The 22,294-nt window shown below is 41.6% G+C and carries 18 protein-coding genes and 1 tRNA gene; 10 read left to right on the top strand and 9 right to left on the bottom strand.

The genetic code is table 11. From position 1 onward, the window contains the following. The coding region (locus E5355_RS17045) for a transposase (protein WP_136009109.1) at positions 1–308 on the top strand (308 nt) is incomplete at its 5' end. Here the strand turns inward: E5355_RS17045 and E5355_RS17040 are convergent. The 7 genes from E5355_RS17040 to E5355_RS17010 are packed head-to-tail and all read right to left on the bottom strand — an operon-like array spanning position 280 to position 9,927. Next, positions 280–1,941: a hypothetical protein gene (locus E5355_RS17040; protein ID WP_210434541.1), complete on the bottom strand. Its 1,662-nt coding sequence runs from the start codon at positions 1,939–1,941 to the stop codon at positions 280–282. The genes E5355_RS17045 and E5355_RS17040 overlap by 29 nt on opposite strands. A 20-nt stretch (positions 1,942–1,961) precedes the next feature. After that, a complete protein-coding gene (locus tag E5355_RS17035; protein WP_136011257.1) occupies positions 1,962–5,189 on the bottom strand; it encodes a type I restriction endonuclease subunit R in 3,228 nt (1,075 codons plus the stop codon). Positions 5,190–5,201: 12 nt separating this feature from the next. Continuing rightward, complete coding sequence (locus E5355_RS17030) at positions 5,202–6,329, bottom strand: restriction endonuclease subunit S (protein ID WP_136011256.1); 1,128 nt, start codon at positions 6,327–6,329, stop codon at positions 5,202–5,204. Between the two features lies 1 nt (position 6,330). Beyond that, positions 6,331–7,371 carry a PDDEXK nuclease domain-containing protein gene (locus E5355_RS17025; protein ID WP_136011255.1) on the bottom strand — a complete coding sequence of 347 codons (1,041 nt, stop codon included), beginning with the start codon at positions 7,369–7,371 and terminating at the stop codon, positions 6,331–6,333. After that, positions 7,358–8,947, bottom strand: coding sequence for an N-6 DNA methylase (locus E5355_RS17020; protein ID WP_136011254.1), 1,590 nt, complete (start codon positions 8,945–8,947; stop codon positions 7,358–7,360). Before E5355_RS17020 ends, E5355_RS17025 begins: the two co-directional genes overlap by 14 nt. A 4-nt stretch (positions 8,948–8,951) precedes the next feature. Continuing rightward, on the bottom strand, positions 8,952–9,716 hold the full coding sequence (locus E5355_RS17015) for a DUF2971 domain-containing protein (protein WP_210434540.1): 765 nt from the start codon (positions 9,714–9,716) through the stop codon (positions 8,952–8,954). Between the two features lie 7 nt (positions 9,717–9,723). Beyond that, entirely contained in the window at positions 9,724–9,927 is a 204-nt protein-coding gene (locus E5355_RS17010) for a helix-turn-helix transcriptional regulator (protein WP_136011253.1), read from the bottom strand. 156 nt (positions 9,928–10,083) lie between these two features. Between E5355_RS17010 and E5355_RS17005 the strand changes: the two genes are divergently transcribed. The 5 genes from E5355_RS17005 (at position 10,084) to E5355_RS16985 (ending at position 14,753) form a co-directional block, all read left to right on the top strand. Next, positions 10,084–10,863 (top strand): TIR domain-containing protein, encoded by a 780-nt coding sequence (locus E5355_RS17005; RefSeq protein ID WP_210434539.1) that lies wholly within the window; start codon positions 10,084–10,086, stop codon positions 10,861–10,863. 1,149 nt (positions 10,864–12,012) lie between these two features. Next, positions 12,013–12,609, top strand: a complete 597-nt coding sequence (locus E5355_RS17000; RefSeq protein ID WP_136011252.1) for a DsbA family protein — start codon at positions 12,013–12,015, stop codon at positions 12,607–12,609. 110 nt (positions 12,610–12,719) lie between these two features. Next, a complete protein-coding gene (locus E5355_RS16995) occupies positions 12,720–13,187 on the top strand; it encodes a hypothetical protein (RefSeq protein ID WP_136011251.1) in 468 nt (155 codons plus the stop codon). Positions 13,188–13,196: 9 nt separating this feature from the next. Beyond that, the gene (locus E5355_RS16990) at positions 13,197–13,994 is read left to right on the top strand and encodes an inositol monophosphatase family protein (protein WP_136011250.1); all 798 of its coding nucleotides are present in this window, start codon (positions 13,197–13,199) and stop codon (positions 13,992–13,994) included. Positions 13,995–14,048: 54 nt separating this feature from the next. Next, positions 14,049–14,753 carry a ComF family protein gene (locus E5355_RS16985; protein ID WP_136011249.1) on the top strand — a complete coding sequence of 235 codons (705 nt, stop codon included), beginning with the start codon at positions 14,049–14,051 and terminating at the stop codon, positions 14,751–14,753. 1 nt (position 14,754) lies between these two features. Here the strand turns inward: E5355_RS16985 and E5355_RS16980 are convergent, their stop codons facing one another. After that, on the bottom strand, positions 14,755–15,363 hold the full coding sequence (locus E5355_RS16980) for an outer membrane beta-barrel protein (RefSeq protein ID WP_246866986.1): 609 nt from the start codon (positions 15,361–15,363) through the stop codon (positions 14,755–14,757). A gap of 198 nt (positions 15,364–15,561) precedes the next feature. After that, positions 15,562–15,635, bottom strand: a tRNA-Asn gene (locus tag E5355_RS16975). An 81-nt stretch (positions 15,636–15,716) separates the two neighbouring features. Between E5355_RS16975 and E5355_RS16970 the strand changes: the two genes are divergently transcribed. The 4 genes from E5355_RS16970 (at position 15,717) to E5355_RS16955 (ending at position 22,197) form a co-directional block, all read left to right on the top strand. After that, entirely contained in the window at positions 15,717–16,700 is a 984-nt protein-coding gene (locus E5355_RS16970) for an adenosine kinase (protein ID WP_136011248.1), read from the top strand. Between the two features lie 22 nt (positions 16,701–16,722). Further along, positions 16,723–18,414: a S41 family peptidase gene (locus E5355_RS16965; protein WP_136011247.1), complete on the top strand. Its 1,692-nt coding sequence runs from the start codon at positions 16,723–16,725 to the stop codon at positions 18,412–18,414. 231 nt (positions 18,415–18,645) lie between these two features. Continuing rightward, positions 18,646–20,043, top strand: a complete 1,398-nt coding sequence (locus E5355_RS16960) for a DUF5723 family protein (RefSeq protein ID WP_210434538.1) — start codon at positions 18,646–18,648, stop codon at positions 20,041–20,043. A 120-nt stretch (positions 20,044–20,163) separates the two neighbouring features. Then, complete coding sequence (locus tag E5355_RS16955; RefSeq protein WP_246866985.1) at positions 20,164–22,197, top strand: hypothetical protein; 2,034 nt, start codon at positions 20,164–20,166, stop codon at positions 22,195–22,197. The last annotated feature ends 97 nt before the right edge of the window (positions 22,198–22,294 follow it).

Genomic DNA, 22,294 nt, shown 5'->3' with positions numbered 1-22,294 from the left:
CCGCTTATTTGCTGATGAGGGTTCTTAAGGAGATGTGCTCCAGTGTAAGAAACATTCTTGCCGATGGAGGTTACCGAGGAGAACTTGTCGATAACATAAGAAAGAAATTCGGATATGTCATTCAGGTTGTTATCAGTGCGTACAAGGAACAGGGATTCAGACCCATTCAAAAGAGATGGATTGTGGAAAGAACATTCTCATGGATGGATTACAATAGAAGGCTCTGCCGAAACTATGAACTAACATTCGACTCGGCAGAGGAAATGGTCAAATTAGCCGCTATAAGATTATTATTGAGGAAAATTTAAACAGGCTCTTAATCAACTCTTGTTTACAGTGCTTAAAGCCCGTAAGAGCTTTTATATATTCACTTACAGTTTTAAGTAAACTATCCTTGTTTGTGATGCGGGATTGCTGCTGTCCAAGTTCATCTTTCAGTATTCTGTCTACAACTTGTTTATGTTCTTTTACAACCATAGACACATCATCAAACACAGTATAGGCTTTTGCCGCTAAGGCAAGTTTTGTTTTTATGGAGTTAATCTCTTCATTTGCACCTTCAACCAACGGATTATTCTCTAAAAAAGTTCTAATAGTCTCTATTGCTTCTAAATCGATTTTATATTGATTCAAAGGATACTTAACGAGACTTTCTTCTTCTGCCGTTGGCATCAATATATTCAACGCATTTTTCTTCACTATGCCAGTAACAATCAACTGTCCTGGATTAGGTAATGCATTCAAGGTTCGCTCACAGTCCTCTATTTTCTCCACGTACTGCAACATTTCACTAATTACCTCATGCAATTTATTTAGACCCGTTGTAATGCTACGATTTATTACATCGTCTGCAGGAAAAATATTCCTTAATATCTCTATTTTATCAATACTTTTTTCGTTATTATCCGAGATGTTTTCTGCTATGAAGTTTTGAGATATATAATATGGGGTCATTCCGCTTGTATTCTCTACAATCATATTATCTACACCATAACGCTCTATATACTTCGAACCCTCAAAATCCTGATGAATATTTCTATATAATGAATCCACAAATAAAGTTTTCCCGGATGAAGATCCGCCAATTACGACATTCAGACCTTCGGTTAAGTTTACATTCACGTCTATATGTTCATTCTGCAATTCTACATGTCCAATATAATCACTTCGTCGTATTGGTTTCTCATGACTAGCCACAAGTCTTGTACTTTCAGAAAGCGAAAGTCGTAATCCATCAAATGTTGGTTGCGCAAACATCCATGTTGGAATGAAATCATCATCATTACCGCTATGCGAGCGAGGATATATACTGGGAGAATAGTTGTCAGAGCAAGTCACAAGATTAATGAACTCCGATATTCCGAGTCGTTCAAAATATCGATGAGTTGCCTCCAGCCCTTTGGTACTTCTTGATGTAAAACCATCAAATTGATTATAATATATACTTCTATTGATTGCATTGTCTAAATTTTCACCATCGTTGATGCTATAATTAAATGCTCCATGTTTTTGTGAGCCGTGTGGTAGTAAGATGAAATCAAATGTGTCAAAACTATTAATGATTTTTTGGATATCTGGCGTATTAGGGTCATTTCGGTCAGGTAATTTATTAGGATATAGCTCATCTAGAATCTCGTTTAGCGAATCTATTACATCATCTTCTATAGGAGCATTAAAATATATATGACAATGGTACGATTTTGCCTCAGCCCGATTTTGAATGTGTAATTCTACACCAATAATTAAGTTAAGACCCAGGTTTTGGGCCTTCAAATAGGCAGATTTGTTAATGGTGTTGTGATCTGTTAACGAAATCATAAACGGACTGTCTCCATTTAGTTTCTTTATTTGACCGACCAATTCTGCTATATCGTAGTTAGTATTCAGATTATTTGCATTCTCTGAAGTATGTATGTGTAAATCTATGTATATTGGTTGCATGTCAACTTGTTCTATTCAGTTTATTCATGTTTCTTATAATTCTCTACCTGCTCCAGAACTTTCTGGAAGACTTCGTTGTCCCATTGAGGTGGATAGCCCTCTTTATAGAGAAGATAGGTAAGTTGGCTGGCAAGTTTGCTTTTTAGGTTGTCATTATTCAACCAATCGGCATAAACTGCGGTATCATCAATCAGTGTCTTGATTTTCTTTGCCAATTCAATACACAGGTCATCTGCATATTCAAAACCATGTTTGTCCCTAACTTCGACAAGAACATCAAAGAAAGCTTTCTCTTCGAAAGTGATACCTAAAACCCTGAATTTCTCGCTGTCAGATTTAAGTTCTTTCAGGATATTCATCAGCTTGTTCGACAGTCCGTTGATTTTGTATGAAACGATGTCACATACATCATTCACCACGTTCTGTGTCACTTCATTGGTGAATATCAACTTGTCCCTTGTATTATAGGCATCTATCGTATCTTCAAGCATTTTTTGGAAATGTTCAGCCTGAATCTTGTTTGTCCGGCTGTATGTTCTGATGGCTTTAGCGACAAGTTTACACAGAATCTGGAACTTGGTGAAGGGCATTCTTATTTCATCGACCTCTTTGGCAAATGAGTCGCTGAAAATATTTTCTTCAACACCTTCATTCATTACTCGTTCTACACCACTTGCAAGAATCGCTTCTTGAACCATCTGTTCTACATGCCTGTTCATGCTCTCCGTATCATGCTCTGTGGTAGTCATTTTGTTTACGTATGAGCAGATACCCATAAAGCATTGACTCCATGTCACCTCTTCTTCTGTCAGGATACCGGCTGGGTTACAGATATTATAAGCAGAGCGCAGTCGTTTGACATGTTCCTTGAAAAGTTTGAGGAAGGAAACCTCTCCTTTCCGTTCAACACTGTTGGCAAGAATATATTCTGCCGCTTCCTGAATAAACTGAAGTCGGGCAAGGTCATTGTTCCCGAAAAAACGGTCAAATACCAATCCAGACAATCGCTCTTGCAAAAGTTGCAGTTCGTTCTGCAATACTTCATGTGCAACCTCCAAATCTTCCTGAGGTCCAACTTCACCACCATATTTTTTCATGGCTTTTTTCATCTCTTCGCGAATACCAATGTAGTCGATGATAAAGCCACACTCTTTTGTGCCGAATTTACGGTTTACACGCGAAATAGTCTGAATGAGCGTATGTTTCGATAACGGTTTATCGTTATAAAGCATTGTCAGGCATGGCACATCGAATCCCGTAATCCACATATCTACATTGATGGAGATATGGAAATTCGATTTTTCCGATTTGAACTCTACATCAAGGAATTTACGATATTCCTTGTCGCCAAGCAGATTGTAAAGTTCCTTTTCATCATCCTTGTCGCGAGTCATGACCATATTGACAAATGCAATGTCATGCAGCTTGTTCTTTTCGTCTGCGGTCAATACAAGTTCGTTCAATGCTTTCTTCTTCTCGAACCAGTCGGGCTGCTTCTCCCGCATGATTTTATACAATCTAAATGCTATTTTGCGGTCTGCACAAGTAATCATAGCCTTTTGCAAACGGTCTGTGGTCTCTGTTCTTCGTTTATAGTCTTCGATAATGTCTTTGGCAACACGATGAAGGACATCTTCATCACCGATGATCACCTCCATACTCGACATGGCGGCTTTGCTCTTGGCAATATCCTCCGGCGTTGCCCCTTCGTCCGCACATAGGCGATAATATTCTTCTACTTTCTCTGCCTGTTCTTTATTGAGAAATACACGAGCCAATCGGGGATCATATTTGATTGGGACAGTGATGCCGTCATCCTCCGACTCCTTCATCGTATATTGATCTACAACCTTCCCAAATACATGTACGGTTTCGTCAATGGGTGTTCCCGTAAAACCTACATATGTGGCGTTAGGCAATGCATCCCGCAGATATTTGGCAAAGCCGTATGTGATTTTCGCTCCTATCTTGTCGGCATCTCCTTCGGTTTGGATGGACAGTTTAGAACCTATATTGTTTTGGGAGCGATGCGCTTCATCACTTAGGCAAATGACATTAGAGCGTTCTGTAAGCAATCCTGTAGTTTCTGCGAATTTCTGAATTGTGGTAATATAGACCCCGCCAGTCTTGCGTATACTCATCTCTTCTGCAAGTTCCTTTCTTGTTTCAAAGACTTTTACAGCTTCGTCTTCAAGATATTGTTTCGAGCGACAGAATAGTTTCCCTGTCTGTGTTTCCAAATCCTCCCTGTCTACTATGATAAGAATAGTCGGGCTACCTAATTGCTTCCTACATCGCAAAGCCAGTTGGCGGGCAAGGAACAGCATGGTATATGTTTTTCCACACCCTGTGGCTCCGAAATATGTACCGCCCTTACCATCACCTCCGACAGAACGCAAATGATTCAGGATATGATTCCGCAGTTTGCGTGTAGCAAAGAACTGCGGATAACGGCATACGATTTCAGTCGTGTCGTCTTCTTTTGTAGGATCGGGAAAATAGACATAATCCCGTAATATCTCCAATATGCGTTCCGGAGAAAGTGCTCCTCGAATAAGGGTACGAAGTGTGTCAAGTCCTTTTCCTGCTGTGTCCTCATTCTCAATCTTTTTCCATTCGTAGAAAAATTCAAATGGCGTGTATGTCGTACCCAAAGCATTCTTTGCTCCGTCACTTATTACTGCCAATGCGCAATATTTCAGCAATGCCGGAATATCCCGCATATAGCGCATGCAAATCTGTGTATGCGCATCGCGTATGGTAGCGTTTTGCTTGGTTGGATTTTTCAATTCGATGATGCAGACGGGTATGCCGTTTATGAAAAGCAATATGTCGGGACGGCGATTTTCACGTCCCTGTTCCATAACAAACTGATTGACACAACGGAAAACATTATGGTCTGGATGCTCGAAGTCGATATATTCCAGACGAAACGGATTATACCGACCATCGCTATATGCAAAATCATAACCGTCACGATAGAGTAAAAAAGCATTCCGGAGAGCATAATAGTCATTCTGTCCGCCAGTATTACGCAGATTGGCGACAATGCTGTCCATCTCGGAGGTGGTCAAATTCTTATCCTTGTATTGAGCGGCAAGAAAATTCCTTAAGTCCTCTTCGATAAACGGATCAGTATATTTCCTGTGAATATCATCACCAAATGCATATTGCCAATGTGCTTCGCAGAGGAGTTCGATGGTTGCTTTCTCGAATTGACTTTCATAATATTTCCCTTTGTTTGCCATAATCGTTGCTGTTTAAGAATGTATGACATGTTGAAGCAATGCCGGACAAATTTCGCGTGAAAGCCGGTCGGCTTCCTCGGCTATTTGCTTTGCTTCGTTTGCACATTTGTATATATTGACGATTGCACGTTGGACGTCAATGGGAGGAAGAGGTATTTTGCAACGTTTCATATCTGCAAAGGAGAATGCTTCACGCGCACTTCCCCATGAGTTAAAACGGGCGTAACGGTCAAATTCAGGACGGCAGAACCATAGGTATAAGAATTCCGGTAGAATCTTTTCCTTATCATTAATGTCAAACGTTATATATGATAATGATACAATGTGATTGTTATTATTGCTGTTTAATGCCAATGTGATTTTTTCTCCATTACGAGATGTTATTGTTACATAGCAAAAAGTATTTGTCTTGAAAATCTTATATGGAGTTAATTTGACCCCATCCATATTTGCTTTTGTGTCTATAACCTTCTTTTCTATGCTAATACCTCTTACATCATCAAGACAATATATTTCATCAGAATTCCTTTCATCATATTCTTCAATATACGGTCCGATTTCTTGCATCGGATATTTGTGTTTCAATTCCTGAATATAGCTTTGGCAGACCTGCATAAGCGGAGCTGCCTTAGTCTCGTTTTGTTCTTTGATTTCCCTGAATGCACGCCATACATTCACCACTTTCTGCTGTTCGTCAGGAGATGGCAGCGGAAATTCAATATCAAGGAAACGCGGCCAATCCAAGTTGGCTCGAACACTGGAATCGCTAATGAACCAACCATAACGATCACTCTCGGCTCTATTAAAATACATGAAAAAGTATTCTGGCAAAACTTTTTTATCATCGTTGATGACAAATGTTGTATATGCAGGAGAGACTAAAGCTGGTTGTTCATTGTCGTATAATCCGATTCGAATACAAATGTCTCTCCCAGTCTGCATCCCACTAAATACGAACATTCCTTTTGTGACAATTTTATACTTGGCTATATCTACTCCATCCAAATTTGCAACAGTAGGCATAAATGTTTTGTCTCGATTTATACCGATTACAGGATAGTTGACACTTGCAGAGTTTCTCTCATCGCACTGTTCGATATAATCTCCCAGCCGAACCCATTTTACATTACTCGCTCCCATATCACTCCTCCATTCCGTGTTGTTCCAGAAAGAAACGTTTTTGTTGTTCTATCTCTCGGCTCAACTCTTCCTCCGTCGGCATATAAGCCATATATTTGGCAGCAAAAAGTTGCTCGCTACCGTTAAGTACGGAGTATTTAGCCAAGACTTTATCGGTCTCAGTGCAGAGCAGTATGCCTATTGTCGGGTTATCATTCTCATCTTTTACAAGGTCATCATACATTCGTACATACATATCCAATTGCCCCACATCTGCGTGTGTCAGAGGATGTGTTTTCAATTCAAACAACACGTAACGTTTGAGTTTGATGTTATAGAACACAAGATCGATGTAAAAATCACCTGTGTCCGTTGAAATATGTTTCTGCCTATCGACAAATGCAAAACCACGTCCCAATTCCATGATAAATTGTTGCAGATGATCTATTAAGGCTTGTTCCAACTGGCTTTCGTCATATTTGCTATCCTTGCGGAAGCCTAAAAACTCGGCAACCACCGGACTTTTTATATATTCCAATGGATCATTGGCTTCAATATCAGGAGAGGGTAACGCCAATCCTTCCTTTACACAAGCCATACGGCGTCCATAGTATTGCGTACCAATGTTGCGGTTGAGTGTCCTTACACTCCACATCTGCTCCGATGCCTCTTTTACATACCACTCTCTGGCTTTAGGGTCTGCAACCTGTATAATTGAGCGGAAGTGCGACCATGTCAGATTGTGAACACGCGTGTTCACAATCTCCAAATCATTGAAACACAGATAAAATTGGCGAAAGTAATCCAGATTGCGTTTGCTAAATGTGCTACCGTATTTAGGCATCAGCTGTTCTGCCAATGTTTTAATCAACCGAGTGCCATACTGCGCACGAGCTTCTCCATGCTGTTCTTCTTCCACTATTCGCCGCCCAATGTGCCAATAAGTAAGTATCGCTATCTGATTGGCTGCCGCGTATGCCTGTTGACGGCCTTGCTCGATAATACTCCGAATATCAGAAATCAGTTTATCAGTTGTCACATGTTGCAGCTTATTCTTCTCCATAACCTAAAACTTTGAAAGCGTTTATAAGTTCCGTTTCGTTTGCATCCCATCTTTTCTTCAGTTCATCAAATTTACAACTCATTTCTGAAAGGGCAGACTTATAGTCTATTTCCGTATCACGGTCTATAAATTCAATGTATCTGGATGGAACAAGAGAATATCCCTTTTCTTGAATTTCGTCACGATGTGCTGCATAATATAATTCCGGCTCGGCATACTCGACAAAATTCTCAGTTTGCCAATCAAGGTATATTTGACGCACTCTGTCTATTTCCGTCTCCGACAAACGGACGTATTTCTTTTCATATATGTTACTGTTCCATGTCCGCAAGTCAATGAAAAGAATTTCACCTGTACGGTCACGAAGTTGTCTTCCATGCCATGAACCGCCTTTCTTGTTGTTATTCAAGATCCAAAGGGTGACTGATATATCGGTAGAGTAGAACATGTTTCGCGGTAAAACGATAATAGCCTCCACTTTGTCGCTTTCGATTAGCTTTTTACGTATTTCCTGCGTATCGCTGTCATCCAAAGCACCATTGGCAAGCAGGAATCCCGCGATTCCACGACTGACATTCAATTTGTTTAGGATATGAAGAATCCACGCATAGTTGGCATTGCTGGTAGGAGGGATGCCATAGCCTTGCCATCGGGGATCAGTCTCAAAACCTCCGTATTCGGCATATTTTTTCAAATTGAACGGCGGGTTCGCCATGATATAATCAAATTTGAATTCCTTATGCTGGTCATCGGAGAAAGTGGAGATGGCTCTATTGCCCAAATGGTAAGAGATGCCTCGGATAGCCAGATTCATTTTTGCAAGGCGATATGTTGCCGGTTCGGATTCCTGCCCATACACATTGACCGCTTTCGTGTTTCCACCATGAGCCTCTATGAACTTCGCAGCCTGAACAAACATGCCTCCGGAACCACAGCAAGGGTCATAGACCGTTCCATCAAAAGGTTCAATAAGTGAGGCGATAAGCTCTACGATAGAATGTGGCGTATAAAATTCTCCTTCCTCTTTGTCGGCATTGATTGAGAACGCTTGTAAGAAATACTCATATACACGACCTATGAGGTCATGATTATTAAATTTCTGTGGGTCAATCTTATTTATTTCATCCACTACGCTTTTCAAAACTCCCGGTTCAAGGGCTGTTTTCGTGAAAATTTGCTGCGGAAGGGCATTTTTCAATTTAGGTTCATTGTCATCCAGAGTCTTTATAGCCGTATCGAAAGCGATGGCCATGCCGGTAGGCGATGTGAGAATCAGCTTGTCCCAAAATGTTTCATCTGTCAGGAAAAACACTCCGTCCTGCATATACTGATTAGGACGTGAAAGTTGCAGTTCAATGAAATCCGTATCATTAATGCCTTGCACTTCCACTATTTCATGCCTGATTTTCTCCTTTTGCTGTTTAAACCGTTCTCCTATGAATTTCAGGAATACAAGGGTCAACAGCAAGTCACGTTTATCTGTCATGGCTGCACGCCCACGCAGACTGTTACGACAGTTGAAAAGTATCGTTTCAAGGGTTTCTTCCTTTACAAGTTTATTCTGTTTCTTAGCCATTTTACTATTTTATCAATTCAGTATTCAACTTAAAGGCATTTGCATCAATTCCCATTTGGTAAATCTTAATATCAGGATTAAGTTTTCGTGCAACGCTTATTATCTTTGATTTCTCATCTGTACTCATATTGATTCCCAAATAGACAGACTCAAAACATTCTCCTCCGATTTCAGGAAAAGCCCGAACCTCTTTCCAATCAATAGGTCCCTTATCATCATTTTGCCCCGGCAATAAACTCATATATGTCGGCCAAGGGTCTAAAATAAACAGTCTTACCTCTTGTTCATGTTCCCAAGCCTTTGCCTTTGTGGACAACTGATAATGGAAAAAATCTTTTGCATCCCTGAAATAATCAGGCTTCTCTACAATATCCTTATATTGTACTTCCACCACAGAACAACCAATCATGATTTTTCCATATATTCTCGAAAGATACTTTTGGACTTTCTCCATATCCAAACCAATACAGATACCTTTATGTTTGCTATAATAGCTCCACATCAAGATTGAATCATGTATTTTGGAAAGACTACATATCCATGCCTTTTCTCTAGTTCTACGAAATGGATCCCTTCTCAATTCTTCAATTATTGCCGGAGTCCATCCTCCACATGCTTCTTTCGGAACATTGGAGAAATCAATGAGTGAGGGGTGGCAATCAAACGGGTCGTTCAACTGCGTAGCATTGGTAAATTGAAGGTTACTATAATGTAACATCATCAATCCACCGGTAAAATCAAGATACTTATATAGTTTGATTGCTCCCATAACCTTATTATTCAGTTCTCAACAAGTCATCTACAGTTACACCCAACACTTTGGATATCTGAATCAAAGTCTCCACATTAGGTTGCGTTGTGTTTGTAACCCATTTGGAGATTATAGCAGGATCTTTATCCAGTTGTTCAGAAAGCCACTTATTGCTCTTATCTTTTTCTGCAAGAACGACTTTGATTCGGTTCAGTAATTTACGTTCCATATTCGTATGTCTATCCAATGTGACTACAAAGGTATAAATTATATAGAAATATATTTGATATTACAGGTTATATCTTGCGGAAGGAGTATAAAAAGTGACTAAAACATCAATTTTATTCTGCAAAATCCTTATCTTTGTGCAAATTATTTGGATGTTATGGCAACAGGAAATCTTATAAAGAAAAAAGAAGACTTTGAATTACAGTTAAAGTCTCAGATTGCAAAGGGTAGCAACTTATTGAGTCGTGAAGTTAGTGAAGATAGCACGACCCTTATGCACTCAAGAACGATTATAAAAATAAAAGAATACAACGAAGACGAGAAAAAATCATTTCTTGCAGATTATAAAAAATGGGATTCATATAATAGCGAATTAATAAGCCGTTCTTTTGACGATAACGATTCGCCTCAATCTTATTATAGCGCATATGGTCGCACCGGAGATCCAACAAGATTATTTGGTGAAGATATTATTAAAGAAGCAAAACAACAAATAAACGAAAAGGTTGTCTATCTAGAGAGTGTAATGGGGCAATTATCATTAATTCCACAGGTGGGAATAAATGATAATCATAACAAAGGAGTAAAAGCAGATATGGAGAATAAGGATGTTTTTATTGTTCATGGTCATGATGGGGGACTAAAAAATGAAGTTGCACGGTTTATAACAGATATGGGTTATAATCCAATTATTCTGCATGAACAACCCAATAGAGGCAAAACTATAATTGAAAAAATAGAAACTTTTTCTAATGTGTGTTACGCAATAATATTATATACCCCATGTGATAAAGGTGCGTCTAGAAATAATCAAGATTTATTACCTAGAGCAAGGCAGAATGTAGTTTTTGAGCATGGATATCTTATAGGAAAACTCGGGAGAGAAAGAGTTTGTGCTTTAATTAAAGAAGAGGTAGAAAGACCTGGGGGATGTTGATGGAATCGTCTATGTTACATATGATGATAGAGGCGCATGGAAAAAAGATATTGCCAAAGAGTTCAATACATTAGGAATGCATTTTAACCACAATGCATTATTATATTAGCGTTTGTATTGAGGCTAGACGCACTTGTTTATGATATTGATTATCTCAGAGGATATAGCTCTTTTGTTAAAATCAATATGATTAAAATTAAACAATTGATAAACACATAACTGTTTCCTTAATTTTCAGGAAGCAGATGAAATGGCAACTTTTCTTATTGTTTATGTCATTTCTGTCAATTCTTACATACTATGATCCCTGTGTCTTATTTAAAATAGAGAGGTATCCCAAACTGTTTACAATGGATAAAGTTATAATATGCATATGTTTTTAATGGGAATATTTTGGTATCATTTATATGATATGTCAAATTATAAACTCTGTAATTTAGATACTTATAATCACAATTTCGGTTCAAGCGTGGGAATCTTGCCTGTTGCCCGTCCGCACACCAAGGCCTTCGCATTGCCCAACAGTCAGAACGGACAACGCAGAAAGCCCACGCATGGTATATATTAATCCCACACGTGAATAAGCTGAAAATATACAATGATGCATATATCCGACAAATCACGACAGGGTATGATATACCTACCGTGAACATCTACTGTTGTCTTGTCCTTTGACTGTTGTTGTAAGTTGCGAAGTTACGGTGTGTCAAAGACAAGCGTCAAGTAAACGCTCTTTATGTAAAGTCGCACCCACTCACTATCCCTTTTCGGGCTTCTGCAAGTGTTATGCAACTGCAAAATTAATTATTTTTATTAGAATATCTGTATTTTGCAAAGCTTTTTAGTTGTTTATGGCGAGATATGTTATATTAAGGTTCTGTTGTTATATGATGTAGTCCGGTATGACGATTTTGCTGTTTTTTCTGGTTCCTTTCCTGATTTTTATTCTTTACTCTCCCTCTATTTACTACCTTTGTCCGAGAAAATAATTCGTTCTGCCTAGGTCATCCTTTCGATTGACCTTGGTTATTCTCTTATATGACCCTGGTTATTCTTTCGCTTAACCTAGGTCGTGCGAATTAAAAACGGTGATTTAGAGGGTCATTCTCCAAGGTTGAACGGATAAAAATGTACTTTTATACTATAAATATGAGTGTCTATTACGATTTATATCAGAACCCTCCAAAGAAGGGAGAGCAGGACGAAAGGTTTCATGCGCGTGTCCTGCCCAAAGGAACGATTCCTGCTGAGAAATTCATGGAGATAGTGCATAATGCTACCGGATTCAGTGAGGCGATATTGAGAGGTACGCTGCAATCTGTTATTGATGAACTGCAACGATGGCTGGCTGACGGGTGGATTGTGGAAGTGGGAGAATTGGGGTATTTCTCTCTTTCTTTAGAGTGTGACCGCTTGGTGGAAGACAAGAAGGAAATACGTTCTCCGTCCATACGCATGCGCAACGTCAATCTGCGCCTCAGCAGCAAGTTTCGTAACCGCTTTCTGACGATGGAATTAGAACGGAAGTCATCTCCCTACGTTTCCCATTCCGGATTGACGCTGGAACAGCGGCAGCAGAGACTGTTGCTACATTTGGACAAGCATGGCTGCATCATCCGTACGGATTACGAACAATTGACAGGAATAACGAAGGGGCAGGCATTGGCCGATTTGAACCGGTTTATAGAAGAAGGCATTGTCCGTAAGTATGGCAGTGGAAAGACGGTGGTGTATCTTAAGGTTTGATGAGGCTTGATGTGGGTTTGAGGACAAGAGTTATAATAATAAGAAAGGAACTTTCGAAGTTACTGATTTGTTTTTAACTTTGTCAATCGGAAACTAATAAAAACAAGCGTATGAATATAAAGGTTGTATCTATGTGCCTGATATGTGCCGGAACTTTGTTGGCCGGTTGTGGAAACGGCGGTAAAAAGGAGGCGGAAACTTCGGAGAAAAAGGAAAAAGGGGCCGTGGTTGGTAGTGATAAAGACAATCATGGTTGTATTGCTTCTGCCGGATATACGTGGAGCGAGGTGCAGAAAGATTGCATCCGTTTGTGGGAGAAAGGTGTCCGCATGAATGCAGTGGATGATGCCGGGAAGACTTTGTTCTTGGTGTTCAGCCCGGACTCTGCGCAAGTGGAGTTGTTTTTCTCGGAGGAAGGTGTATCGAACGAAATTCTGGACCGTCGAGGTCTTCCTGCCGGTGGATATGCTTGGAATGTGGAAGATGATGATACGAAAAACGTACGTCTGGAAGATAGTAAGTGGACTGTCACCCAACGGGGAAAGCTCATTTATCAGGAGGATGCGGCCGCTAAATAATATAGGAATATGGAGAATTTGAAGGCGTTGACAGAGTCTGTCTGTCGCATAGCCCGTGAAGCCGGATATTTCTTGAAAGAGGAGCGGAAAAACTTCAGCCGGGAGGTGGTGCAGGAAAAACATGCGCACGATTATGTCTCTTATGTGGACAAGGCTTCCGAAAAAAGAATTGTGTCTGCCCTTCGGCAACTGCTTCCCGAAGCCGGATTCATTGCCGAGGAAGGGTCTGCCGCCTATAGTGACGAACCCTATTGCTGGGTAGTGGATCCTTTGGACGGAACAACGAATTATATTCATGACAATGCTCCCTATTGCGTGAGCATTGCCTTGCGCGACAAGCAGTCGCTTTTGCTGGGGGTGGTTTATGAACCCTGCCGGGACGAGTGCTTTTATGCTTGGAAAGGAGGAGGAGCTTATGTGAACGGTGAGCGGCTGCGTGTTTCTCTTGTCAGTGAACCGAAAGACGCTTTTGTGGTGGCAGAGTTACCTTACAATTTCGAGCAGTATGCCCGTACGGGCGAACATTTGATACGCGAACTTTACGGCAGGGTTGCAGGCATTCGCATGACCGGTTCTGCTGCGCTTGCCATCTGCTATGTGGCTGCCGGGCGTTTTGATGCCTGGCTTGAGGCGTTTATCGGTAAATGGGATTTTTCTGCGGCGGCGCTAATGGTGCTGGAGGCTGGTGGAAGAATCACTGACTTTTGTGGTAGTGACGACTTTTTGGACGGACATCATATCATTGCCACTAACGGACCGCTGCATCCGTTGTTCTTGAAGCTGGCAGGTGAGGTCTCGCCATTATAGCAAACAAGGCGATGGAGTGTATTGCTCTGTTGCCGTTTTTTTTAATACTATACGATGAAAAACGTAGTTAAAACCTGGTTCTTTTCTTTTGTCCATCTCTTCTTCCCGCGTCAGTGTGCCGTGTGTGGTGCTATCTTGCAAGAGGGTGAAGAGGGCATCTGCATGAAGTGCAATATGGATATGCCTCGGACAAACTATCATCTTCGTAAGGACAATCCGGTGGAACGTATGTTCTGGGGGAAGATACCTCTGGAACATGCCACATCTTGTTTCTTTTACCATAAAGGGAGTGATTTCCGCCGCATTCTCCATCAGTTGAAATATGGAGGGAGGAAAGACCTTGGCGAAGTGATGGGGCGGTTTATGGCAGCGGAGTTGTCGGCTATCGGCTTCTTCAGTGATGTGGATGTCATAGTCCCTGTTCCTCTACATCCGCGTAAGCAGAAAATGCGCGGGTACAATCAGAGCGAATGTATAGCCCGCGGTGTTTCCGTTGTCACCGGTATTCCCATGGATACTGCTTCTGTTACACGTATGAGGCATACGGAAACGCAGACCCGTAAATCCTCTTATGAACGTTGGGAGAATGTGGATGGTATCTTCTGCCTGCGTCGTGCTGACGCTTTTGCAGGGAAGCATGTGCTGATTATAGATGACGTGTTGACTACCGGTGCCACCACTACGGCTTGTGCCGATGCGCTCAAGGAAGTGGAAGGTGTGCGCATCAGTGTATTGACACTGGCGGTGGCGGCCTCATGAGTCAGAACCGATAGCGGCCGCCTGCTGCGATTGTCCCGGTATATCCTACTCCGAATTCTGTGAAGAAAGCAAACCGACTTCCGTATTCGATGCCTAGATAGCTGAATTGATAAGCGAATTTTGTCTTGTGAAAGACTTCTTCGCCAAAACTGTTCCGGAGGAAGTAGGCACCGAGACCTGCTAAGGAGTACAGAGAGAATTTGGGTCGGGTAAACCAGTGCCACCGGAAGGTGGGAAGAACATACAGATACCTTCGGTTGTCTTTGGTGTTTTCATCCAAAGCTTCGTAAAAGCTGCCGGCTGTCCCTTTGTTGCCGGTTATTCCTCCGGTTATTCCCAGACTTATTTTGCGGTTGAATCTATAGATGTAGCTGATGTTTAGGGCGCCGTAGTAGTTCGTCTTTTTGCGTGTATAGACTCCGAAACTCAGTGCCGGAGCGAAGCACTCCTCAGCTATGCTGTTGGCATCGGTAATGGGCAGGAAGCCATAGCCGACGGAGAATTCGTGGTGCCGGAACTTTTCTTGGGGCAGAACGGGCATGTCTTGTGCTTTGCAAAATGTACATACTGTCAATCCGATGATTAAAAAGAATAGGGTTGTTCTTATCATAATAGTCGTATTTTGGAATTAAACTTCATGGTTCTGCAAATAAAGACAGAAGGTCGGGATAAACTCCCTATGGGTGTTCTGCAAATGTATGTTAATTCCATGAAAAATGAAAGATTTTTCTAAAAAATTCCCGTTCGTTTGTTCAGTGCGGTCGATGTAGAAAATAAAAAAGGCTCGCCTGATTGACGAACCTTTCCGCTCTTCCTCTTGGACTTGAACCAAGGACCCTCTGATTAACAGTCAGATGCTCTAACCGACTGAGCTAAGGAAGAATGTTGTTTTTTCTCAAATGCGCTGCAAAAGTAATAGGATATTTTGAAATATGCAATATCTTTGCAAAAAAAATATCGAAGATGGATAAAATAATTGGGCTGGGCAATGCTTTGGTCGATGCGCTGGTAATCATTGAGGATGATAATATTTTGACGGAGATGCAGCTTCCGAAAGGAAGCATGACGCTGATTGATGAAGATAAGTTCCTGAAAATTAGTGAGTATTTCAGCCGGATGAAGACGCACCTGGCTAACGGAGGTTCTGCCGGAAACGCAATTCGGGCAATGGCATGCCTTGGTGCAGGTACGGGATTTATCGGAAAAGTGAGCAATGACTTTTATGGTAACTTTTTCCGAGATAGCCTGCTGAAGCATGGGACAGAGGCGGATTTATTGCTTTCCACTACCCTTCCGTCCGGTGTAGCCTCTACTTTCATTTCTCCTGATGGGGAACGTACTTTCGGCACTTATTTGGGGGCGGCTTCTACATTGAAGGCAGAAGATCTTTCGCTGGATATGTTCAAAGGATATGCTTGCTTGTTTATAGAAGGGTATCTGGTGCAAGACCATGATATGATTCTCCGCGCCATTGAGCTGGCTAAGGAGGCCGGCTTACAAGTATGTCTGGACATGGCGAGCTACAATATAGTAGAAGGAGACCATGAATTTTTCTCTCTGTTGGTCAATAAATATGTGGATATTGTTTTTGCCAATGAGGAAGAGGCAAAGGCCTTTACGGGTAAAGAACCGGAGGAAGCTGTGGGTATCATTGCCAAAATGTGTAGCATAGCCATTGTAAAAGTGGGTGCCCGTGGCTCTTTGATTCGTAAAGGGACAGAGATGGTACAGGTACAAGCAGCTCCGGTAGAGAAAGTGGTGGACACCACAGGAGCGGGTGACTATTTCGCTGCCGGTTTCTTGTATGGACTGACGTGTGGCTACTCGCTGGAGAAATGTGGCAAGATAGGCTCCCTTCTTTCCAAAGATGTGATACAGGTAGTGGGTACGGAGCTTCAGGCTGCACAATGGGAAAAAATCAAGGAAGAAATTTTATTAATTAATTAGCATATTATCACATAGACATATTATGAGAAGAATTTTAAAGATACGCTGGATGGTTGCTTTGCTGATTGCAGCGGGAGCCGTTTGTTTTTGGGGGTTTAAGAGTGGTGATAGCCGCAGTTTCCAAATAGCAAAGAATCTGGATATATTCAATTCTATTGTGAAAGAGTTGGATATGTTTTACGTGGATACGATTGATCCGAACAAGACTATCCGTGAAGGCATTGACGCCATGCTCTACTCGCTCGACCCCTACACGGAGTATTATCCGGAAGATGACCAAAGCGAACTGGAACAGATGTTGAAGAATTCCTATGGTGGTATAGGCTCTGTGATTACCTGGAACCCGAAACTGAAACGTTCCATGATATCCGAGCCATACGAGGATATGCCTGCTGCCGATGTAGGTCTGAAAGCTGGAGATATTTTGATGGAGATTGACGGAAAAGACCTTGCCGGAAAGAATAACCAGGAGGTCAGCGAGATGCTTCGTGGACAAGTAGGCACTAGCTTCAAGCTGAAAGTGCAACGTCCCGGTACAGAGAAACCGTTGGATTTCGACATTGTGCGCCGTTCCATCCAATTGCCGTTCATACCTTATTATACGGTACTGGATAATAATATAGGCTATATCAACCTTAGTACATTTTCGGGAAATCCTTCCAAAGAGTTCAAGCAGGCTTTTCTGGACTTGAAGAAGCGGGGCATTACTTCTTTGGTGATTGACTTGCGGAATAATGGAGGCGGCTTGTTGGATGAGTCAATAGAGATTGCCAACTTCTTTTTGCCTCGCGGTAAAACACTTGTGACGACAAAAGGCAAAATCAAGCAAGCCAGCAACACTTACAAGACATTGCGCGAACCGCTGGATTTGGAAATTCCTTTGGCTGTTCTGGTCAATGGCGGAACTGCTTCTTCGTCAGAAATCCTTGCGGGTTCCTTGCAAGACCTCGACCGTGCTGTCATTATTGGTAACCGTACATTCGGTAAGGGATTGGTGCAGACCACCCGTCCGTTGCCATACGGTGGTACCATGAAGCTGACTACTTCCAAATATTATATTCCCAGCGGTCGTTGTGTGCAGGCTATCGACTACAAGCACCGGAATGAGGATGGCAGTGTGGGACGTATTCCGGACAGCCTTACTACCGTGTTTCATACGGCTGCCGGACGTGAAGTGCGTGATGGCGGAGGCGTGACTCCGGATATTGTGGTGAAGCAGGAGAAGCTGCCCAACATTCTGTTCTATCTTGTCAATGACAATCTTATTTTCAATTATGCTACGGACTATTGCCTGAAACATCCTACTATCCCTTCAGCAGAGAAGTTTGAAATTACAGATGCCGATTATGCGGAATTCAAGGCGATGGTGAAAAAGGCGGACTTCAAATACGACCAGCAGACAGAGAAGATGCTGAAGAACCTGAAGGAGATGGCCGAATTCGAGGGCTATCTGACTGATGCCTCGAAAGAGTTTGAAGCGCTGGAGAAGAAACTGTCGCATAATCTGGACCGTGACCTTGACCATTTCTCCAAGGACATCAAGAGCATGATTGCGGTAGAAATCATCAAGCGTTATTATTTCCAGCGTGGAAGCATTATCCAGCAGCTGAAAGATGATGATGACTTGAAAGAGGCTGTGAAAATACTGACTGCTCCGGTAAAATACAAGGAAATGCTGAGTGCTCCGGCAGTGACGTCAATGTCTTTGCAATAAAGATAAGGAGACAGCCTCGTTTTTTTTGAATACTGCTTACGAGGGCAAATGAGCATGTTTATGATGAAATAGTATAAGGACGCTCTTAAGAGGATTCTTTTGTTTGCTCCTTAATTTATACCGGATAGTCCCTGTATCAGCTTTTTATACACGACTATCCGGTTAAGTTGTTTGTTGGGTGTTAACTTGTTTTATATTTTTGCAGGTGATAATGAAAATATTGACAAGGTTATGAAACAATTGAATTCTCTGAAAGTGTGGCTGTCTGTGGTATTGTTGCTTTGCTTCTCTCTTTCCGGACAAGCCCAGTTCCTACGTACTTCCTACTTTATGGAAGGAAGTAACCAGCGTATGCAACTCAATCCGGCCTTGATGCCGGGACGTGGTTATCTGAATATTCCCGTGATAGGTTCGTTGAATGCTACCGTCAACTCCGGTTCTCTGGGGTATAGGGATATTATGGACATTATTGAGAATAGTGATGATAGCGACTATTTCATGAGCAATGACTTTATGAACCGACTGGATGCTACCAATAACTTGAATGTGAATTTGAGTACCGACATCCTGTCTGCTGGGTGGTATAAAGGAAAGAACTTCTGGTCAGTCAATGTAGGGTTGCGTAATGATATCGGTGCCGCCATACCGAAAACCATGTTCCAGTTTATGAATAACATGAGCAGCCGGGAGCTTGGTGACAATATTTCTGACTATTTGGGTATTAACGAAACCATTAATGGACAGAAGCTTGAGATAAATTCCTATGCGGAAGTCGGCCTTGGCTTTGCAAGGAACATAACAGACCGGCTGGCTGTAGGCGGTAAGGTGAAGATGCTGCTGGGTATCGGTAACTTAAAGCTGAACATCAACCGGATTCATGTGGAAACTCCTTCTGTCGGCTCTTCAGGAGCGACGAGTAAAGCTTCCATTCAAGTGGATGCAACTTTGGAGAACTCGTCAAAGCTGTTGGAGCTTCCCGAGAACGGGAATGGCGATTATATCGATGAAATCGATTTTGGCAGTTTCGGTTTTGCCGGATATGGTGGGGCTGTTGATTTGGGAGTATCTTACAAGTTACTGGATAAATTGACACTTTCTGCTTCAGTTCTTGATTTGGGTTTTATCAAATGGTCTAAATCGAATACCAGTATAGCGCGAGCCGATGCAGAGCAGACTTATGATTTTCTTGACCCGGCCTCGCAGCAGGAGTTCATGAATATTGTGAACAGCGGCGAGATTCTTAACTATGACATGTTGAAGCTCAAGACGGAGGAGGCTTCTGAGAAGAGCCGTACCCGTGGATTGACTTCTACAATGGTTCTTGGCGCTGAATATGCCTTGCTGAATGATTGGCTGGTAGTGGGTGCCTTGTATACCGGTCGTTTTGCCAAACCGAAAACTTTGAATGAGTTGACTTTCTCTGCCTGCATCCGTCCGACGAATGCTTTCAATGTAGCTGCCAGCTATTCCGTACTTCAAGGAGCCGGTAAAACCTTCGGTCTGGCACTGAAACTGGGTCCTTTCTTTGCGGGAACAGACTATATGTTCTTTGGTAAGAATACGAAGAATGTCAATGCTTACTTGGGTGTTTCTATTCCTTTGGGAAAACAGAAAACTGCTGAAAATTAATAAAGTGAGTTATCAGTTGTCGCGGGTTATCTTTCTATAAAAGAGGATAATCTGCGATTTTGTTTTTACGAAAACGCAAAAAGCTTTATCTTTGCTGGTAAATACCTATAAACAGTACTCATGAGAATTGCAATAAAGTTTCTCTTGTTTTTGGTTTTCAGTAGTTTGCTGCAAGCTTCACCCATACCTTTTTCTCCTATAGTGAGGAGCTATTTGGTGTCGGATTATAATGCCGGTATTCAGAATTGGTCTATTGCACAAGATGAAAGAGGGGTGATGTATTTTGGCAATAATAATGGACTGCTGGAATTTGATGGAAGTGCTTGGCGGTTGTATGAATTACCGACAAAAGGAATTGTGCGTGCTATATATATCAGTAAAGATGGAAAAATTTATGTAGGCTCTTACGAAGAATTCGGTTATTTTGTCCGTACTCCTTATGATACCCTTGAATATCACTCGCTGAAAAATGAAGTGAAAGATTTTACATTTCATAATGACGAAATCTGGAACATTGTTTGCGTTCAAGGAGAAATTGTTTTTCAATCGTTTGGTTCTCTCTTTTTTTATAATGGAAATTCGGTGGAAGGTACTCGGATGAAGAGTCTTCCTCTGAACTTATTTCAGGTTGGAAATACTTTTTATTCTCAAAGAATAAATGGTGGACTTTGTGTCTTTTCTGGCAGGAAAATGGAAGAACTTATTCCCAGAAAGGCATTTGGGAATAGCGATGTCCTGGCTGGGCTTCCTTATGATGATGCGGTTTTAATGCTTACCCGTAATCAGGGAGGTTTTCTCTATCGAGATGGGAGGGTGGAAAAATGGGAAACCGAATGTGATGATGTATTTAGGAAGCATACCATTAATCGTGCGGTGATGACCAAAGACAGTTGCTACGTTGTTGGCACAATATCCGATGGCATATATGCGTTGGATAAAAAAGGAAAGCTGATTTGGAAGGTCAATACGGATAATAAACTACAGAACAATACTGTTTTGAAGTTGTATTGTGATGATGACAATAATATATGGACAGCTTTGGATGAAGGTATTGCCTATATACACAACAATTCTCTAATCTATTATTATGAACCTCCATTTCGTAAAATAGGCATGGTATATGATGTCCTGGTAAGGGAAGATGAAGCTTATATTGCTTCTAATCAAGGACTCTATTGGCTTAAGGACGGAAAGGCTGAATTGGTTCCGGGCTTGGAAGAACAAGCGTGGTTCGTCGATGAATGGGGAAAACAGATTTTTTGCGGACACAACAAGGGTACTTTCCTTATATCGGGATTGAAGTCAAAGCAGGTGGCTGACGCAAAGGGAGGGATGTGTATGGAAAAGATTGAATTGAAGGAACAGTCTTTTTTATTGGAGGGGACTTATGCGCTTTTGAATTTATATACGGAAAATGCTTCGGGAGAGTATTACTTTACTCGGTCCTTACGTGGGTTCAGTCACATGATTCGCCATATAGAAGTGGACTATCAGGGGAATATCTGGGCGAAACACTTAAGGAATGGTTTGTATCGCTTTCGGATTGATTCGGGTATGAAGCTGGTAAAGGATGTACGGAAGTATGAGAGTTTGGGAGAAGTGAAAGGTGGGAGTTTCACTTTGTTCAAAATCAATGGCCGGGTAGTTTTTTCTAATGGGGAATATTTCTATACTTACGAAGATATGACCGACTCGATTGTTCCTTATGAAACGATGAATGAACAATTGGCGGAATTGAGGGAAATCAAGACTGTGAGTCGTGCAAGTGGAGATCGTTATTGGTTTGTAGGGGACAGAACGGTGTATTTGGTGAAATGTGCGATAAATACTTTCGATATAGAACTCCGGATTCCATATTCTTTGTTTGACGGTCTGGCAGTAGAAGAGCGTGGAAGCGTGGCTTATGACAAGAGAAATAATCATTCCTATCTTTGCCTGAACAATGCCATTGCCCGTATTGAGACGGATAGTTCTTCGTTGTATAAATCCCGAGTCAAACGTTCTTTATGGATTTCGGGAATGCGGGCTATTGATGAATTCAGTGGTGAGCGGAAAACATTGGTGGCGCAGCCGGGAGTCCGGGTGGAGTCCGAATTTAATACAGTGAGTTTTACCTTGTGTTATCCGGTTTATAGTGATTATACTTATAAGTAATACTTCGTTAAAATTACAGTTAATCCGTTGAAAACAAATGAGTTAGTAAATAATATTTAGTATAATAAAATAGGCCAAGTGGCTGATTTTCATTATC

This window comes from Bacteroides muris (ex Afrizal et al. 2022) (assembly GCF_004793475.1).
Classification (GTDB): domain Bacteria; phylum Bacteroidota; class Bacteroidia; order Bacteroidales; family Bacteroidaceae; genus Bacteroides; species Bacteroides muris.
The sequence above is the reverse complement of the archived record's forward strand: the minus strand, read 5'-3'. Positions and strand labels throughout refer to the sequence as shown.

Coding starts and splice junctions, on each gene's coding strand:
- E5355_RS16970 (WP_136011248.1), top strand. CDS start 15,717: ATGGATAAAATAATTGGGCTGGGCAATGCTTTGGTCGATGCGCTGGTA.
- E5355_RS17040 (WP_210434541.1), bottom strand. CDS start 1,941: ATGCAACCAATATACATAGATTTACACATACATACTTCAGAGAATGCA.
- E5355_RS17025 (WP_136011255.1), bottom strand. CDS start 7,371: ATGGAGAAGAATAAGCTGCAACATGTGACAACTGATAAACTGATTTCT.
- E5355_RS16990 (WP_136011250.1), top strand. CDS start 13,197: ATGGAGAATTTGAAGGCGTTGACAGAGTCTGTCTGTCGCATAGCCCGT.
- E5355_RS17015 (WP_210434540.1), bottom strand. CDS start 9,716: ATGGGAGCAATCAAACTATATAAGTATCTTGATTTTACCGGTGGATTG.
- E5355_RS17000 (WP_136011252.1), top strand. CDS start 12,013: ATGAGTGTCTATTACGATTTATATCAGAACCCTCCAAAGAAGGGAGAG.
- E5355_RS16960 (WP_210434538.1), top strand. CDS start 18,646: ATGAAACAATTGAATTCTCTGAAAGTGTGGCTGTCTGTGGTATTGTTG.
- E5355_RS17010 (WP_136011253.1), bottom strand. CDS start 9,927: ATGGAACGTAAATTACTGAACCGAATCAAAGTCGTTCTTGCAGAAAAA.
- E5355_RS16995 (WP_136011251.1), top strand. CDS start 12,720: ATGAATATAAAGGTTGTATCTATGTGCCTGATATGTGCCGGAACTTTG.
- E5355_RS16955 (WP_246866985.1), top strand. CDS start 20,164: ATGAGAATTGCAATAAAGTTTCTCTTGTTTTTGGTTTTCAGTAGTTTG.
- E5355_RS17030 (WP_136011256.1), bottom strand. CDS start 6,329: ATGGGAGCGAGTAATGTAAAATGGGTTCGGCTGGGAGATTATATCGAA.
- E5355_RS16980 (WP_246866986.1), bottom strand. CDS start 15,363: ATGATAAGAACAACCCTATTCTTTTTAATCATCGGATTGACAGTATGT.
- E5355_RS17035 (WP_136011257.1), bottom strand. CDS start 5,189: ATGGCAAACAAAGGGAAATATTATGAAAGTCAATTCGAGAAAGCAACC.
- E5355_RS16985 (WP_136011249.1), top strand. CDS start 14,049: ATGAAAAACGTAGTTAAAACCTGGTTCTTTTCTTTTGTCCATCTCTTC.
- E5355_RS17005 (WP_210434539.1), top strand. CDS start 10,084: ATGGCAACAGGAAATCTTATAAAGAAAAAAGAAGACTTTGAATTACAG.
- E5355_RS17020 (WP_136011254.1), bottom strand. CDS start 8,947: ATGGCTAAGAAACAGAATAAACTTGTAAAGGAAGAAACCCTTGAAACG.
- E5355_RS16965 (WP_136011247.1), top strand. CDS start 16,723: ATGAGAAGAATTTTAAAGATACGCTGGATGGTTGCTTTGCTGATTGCA.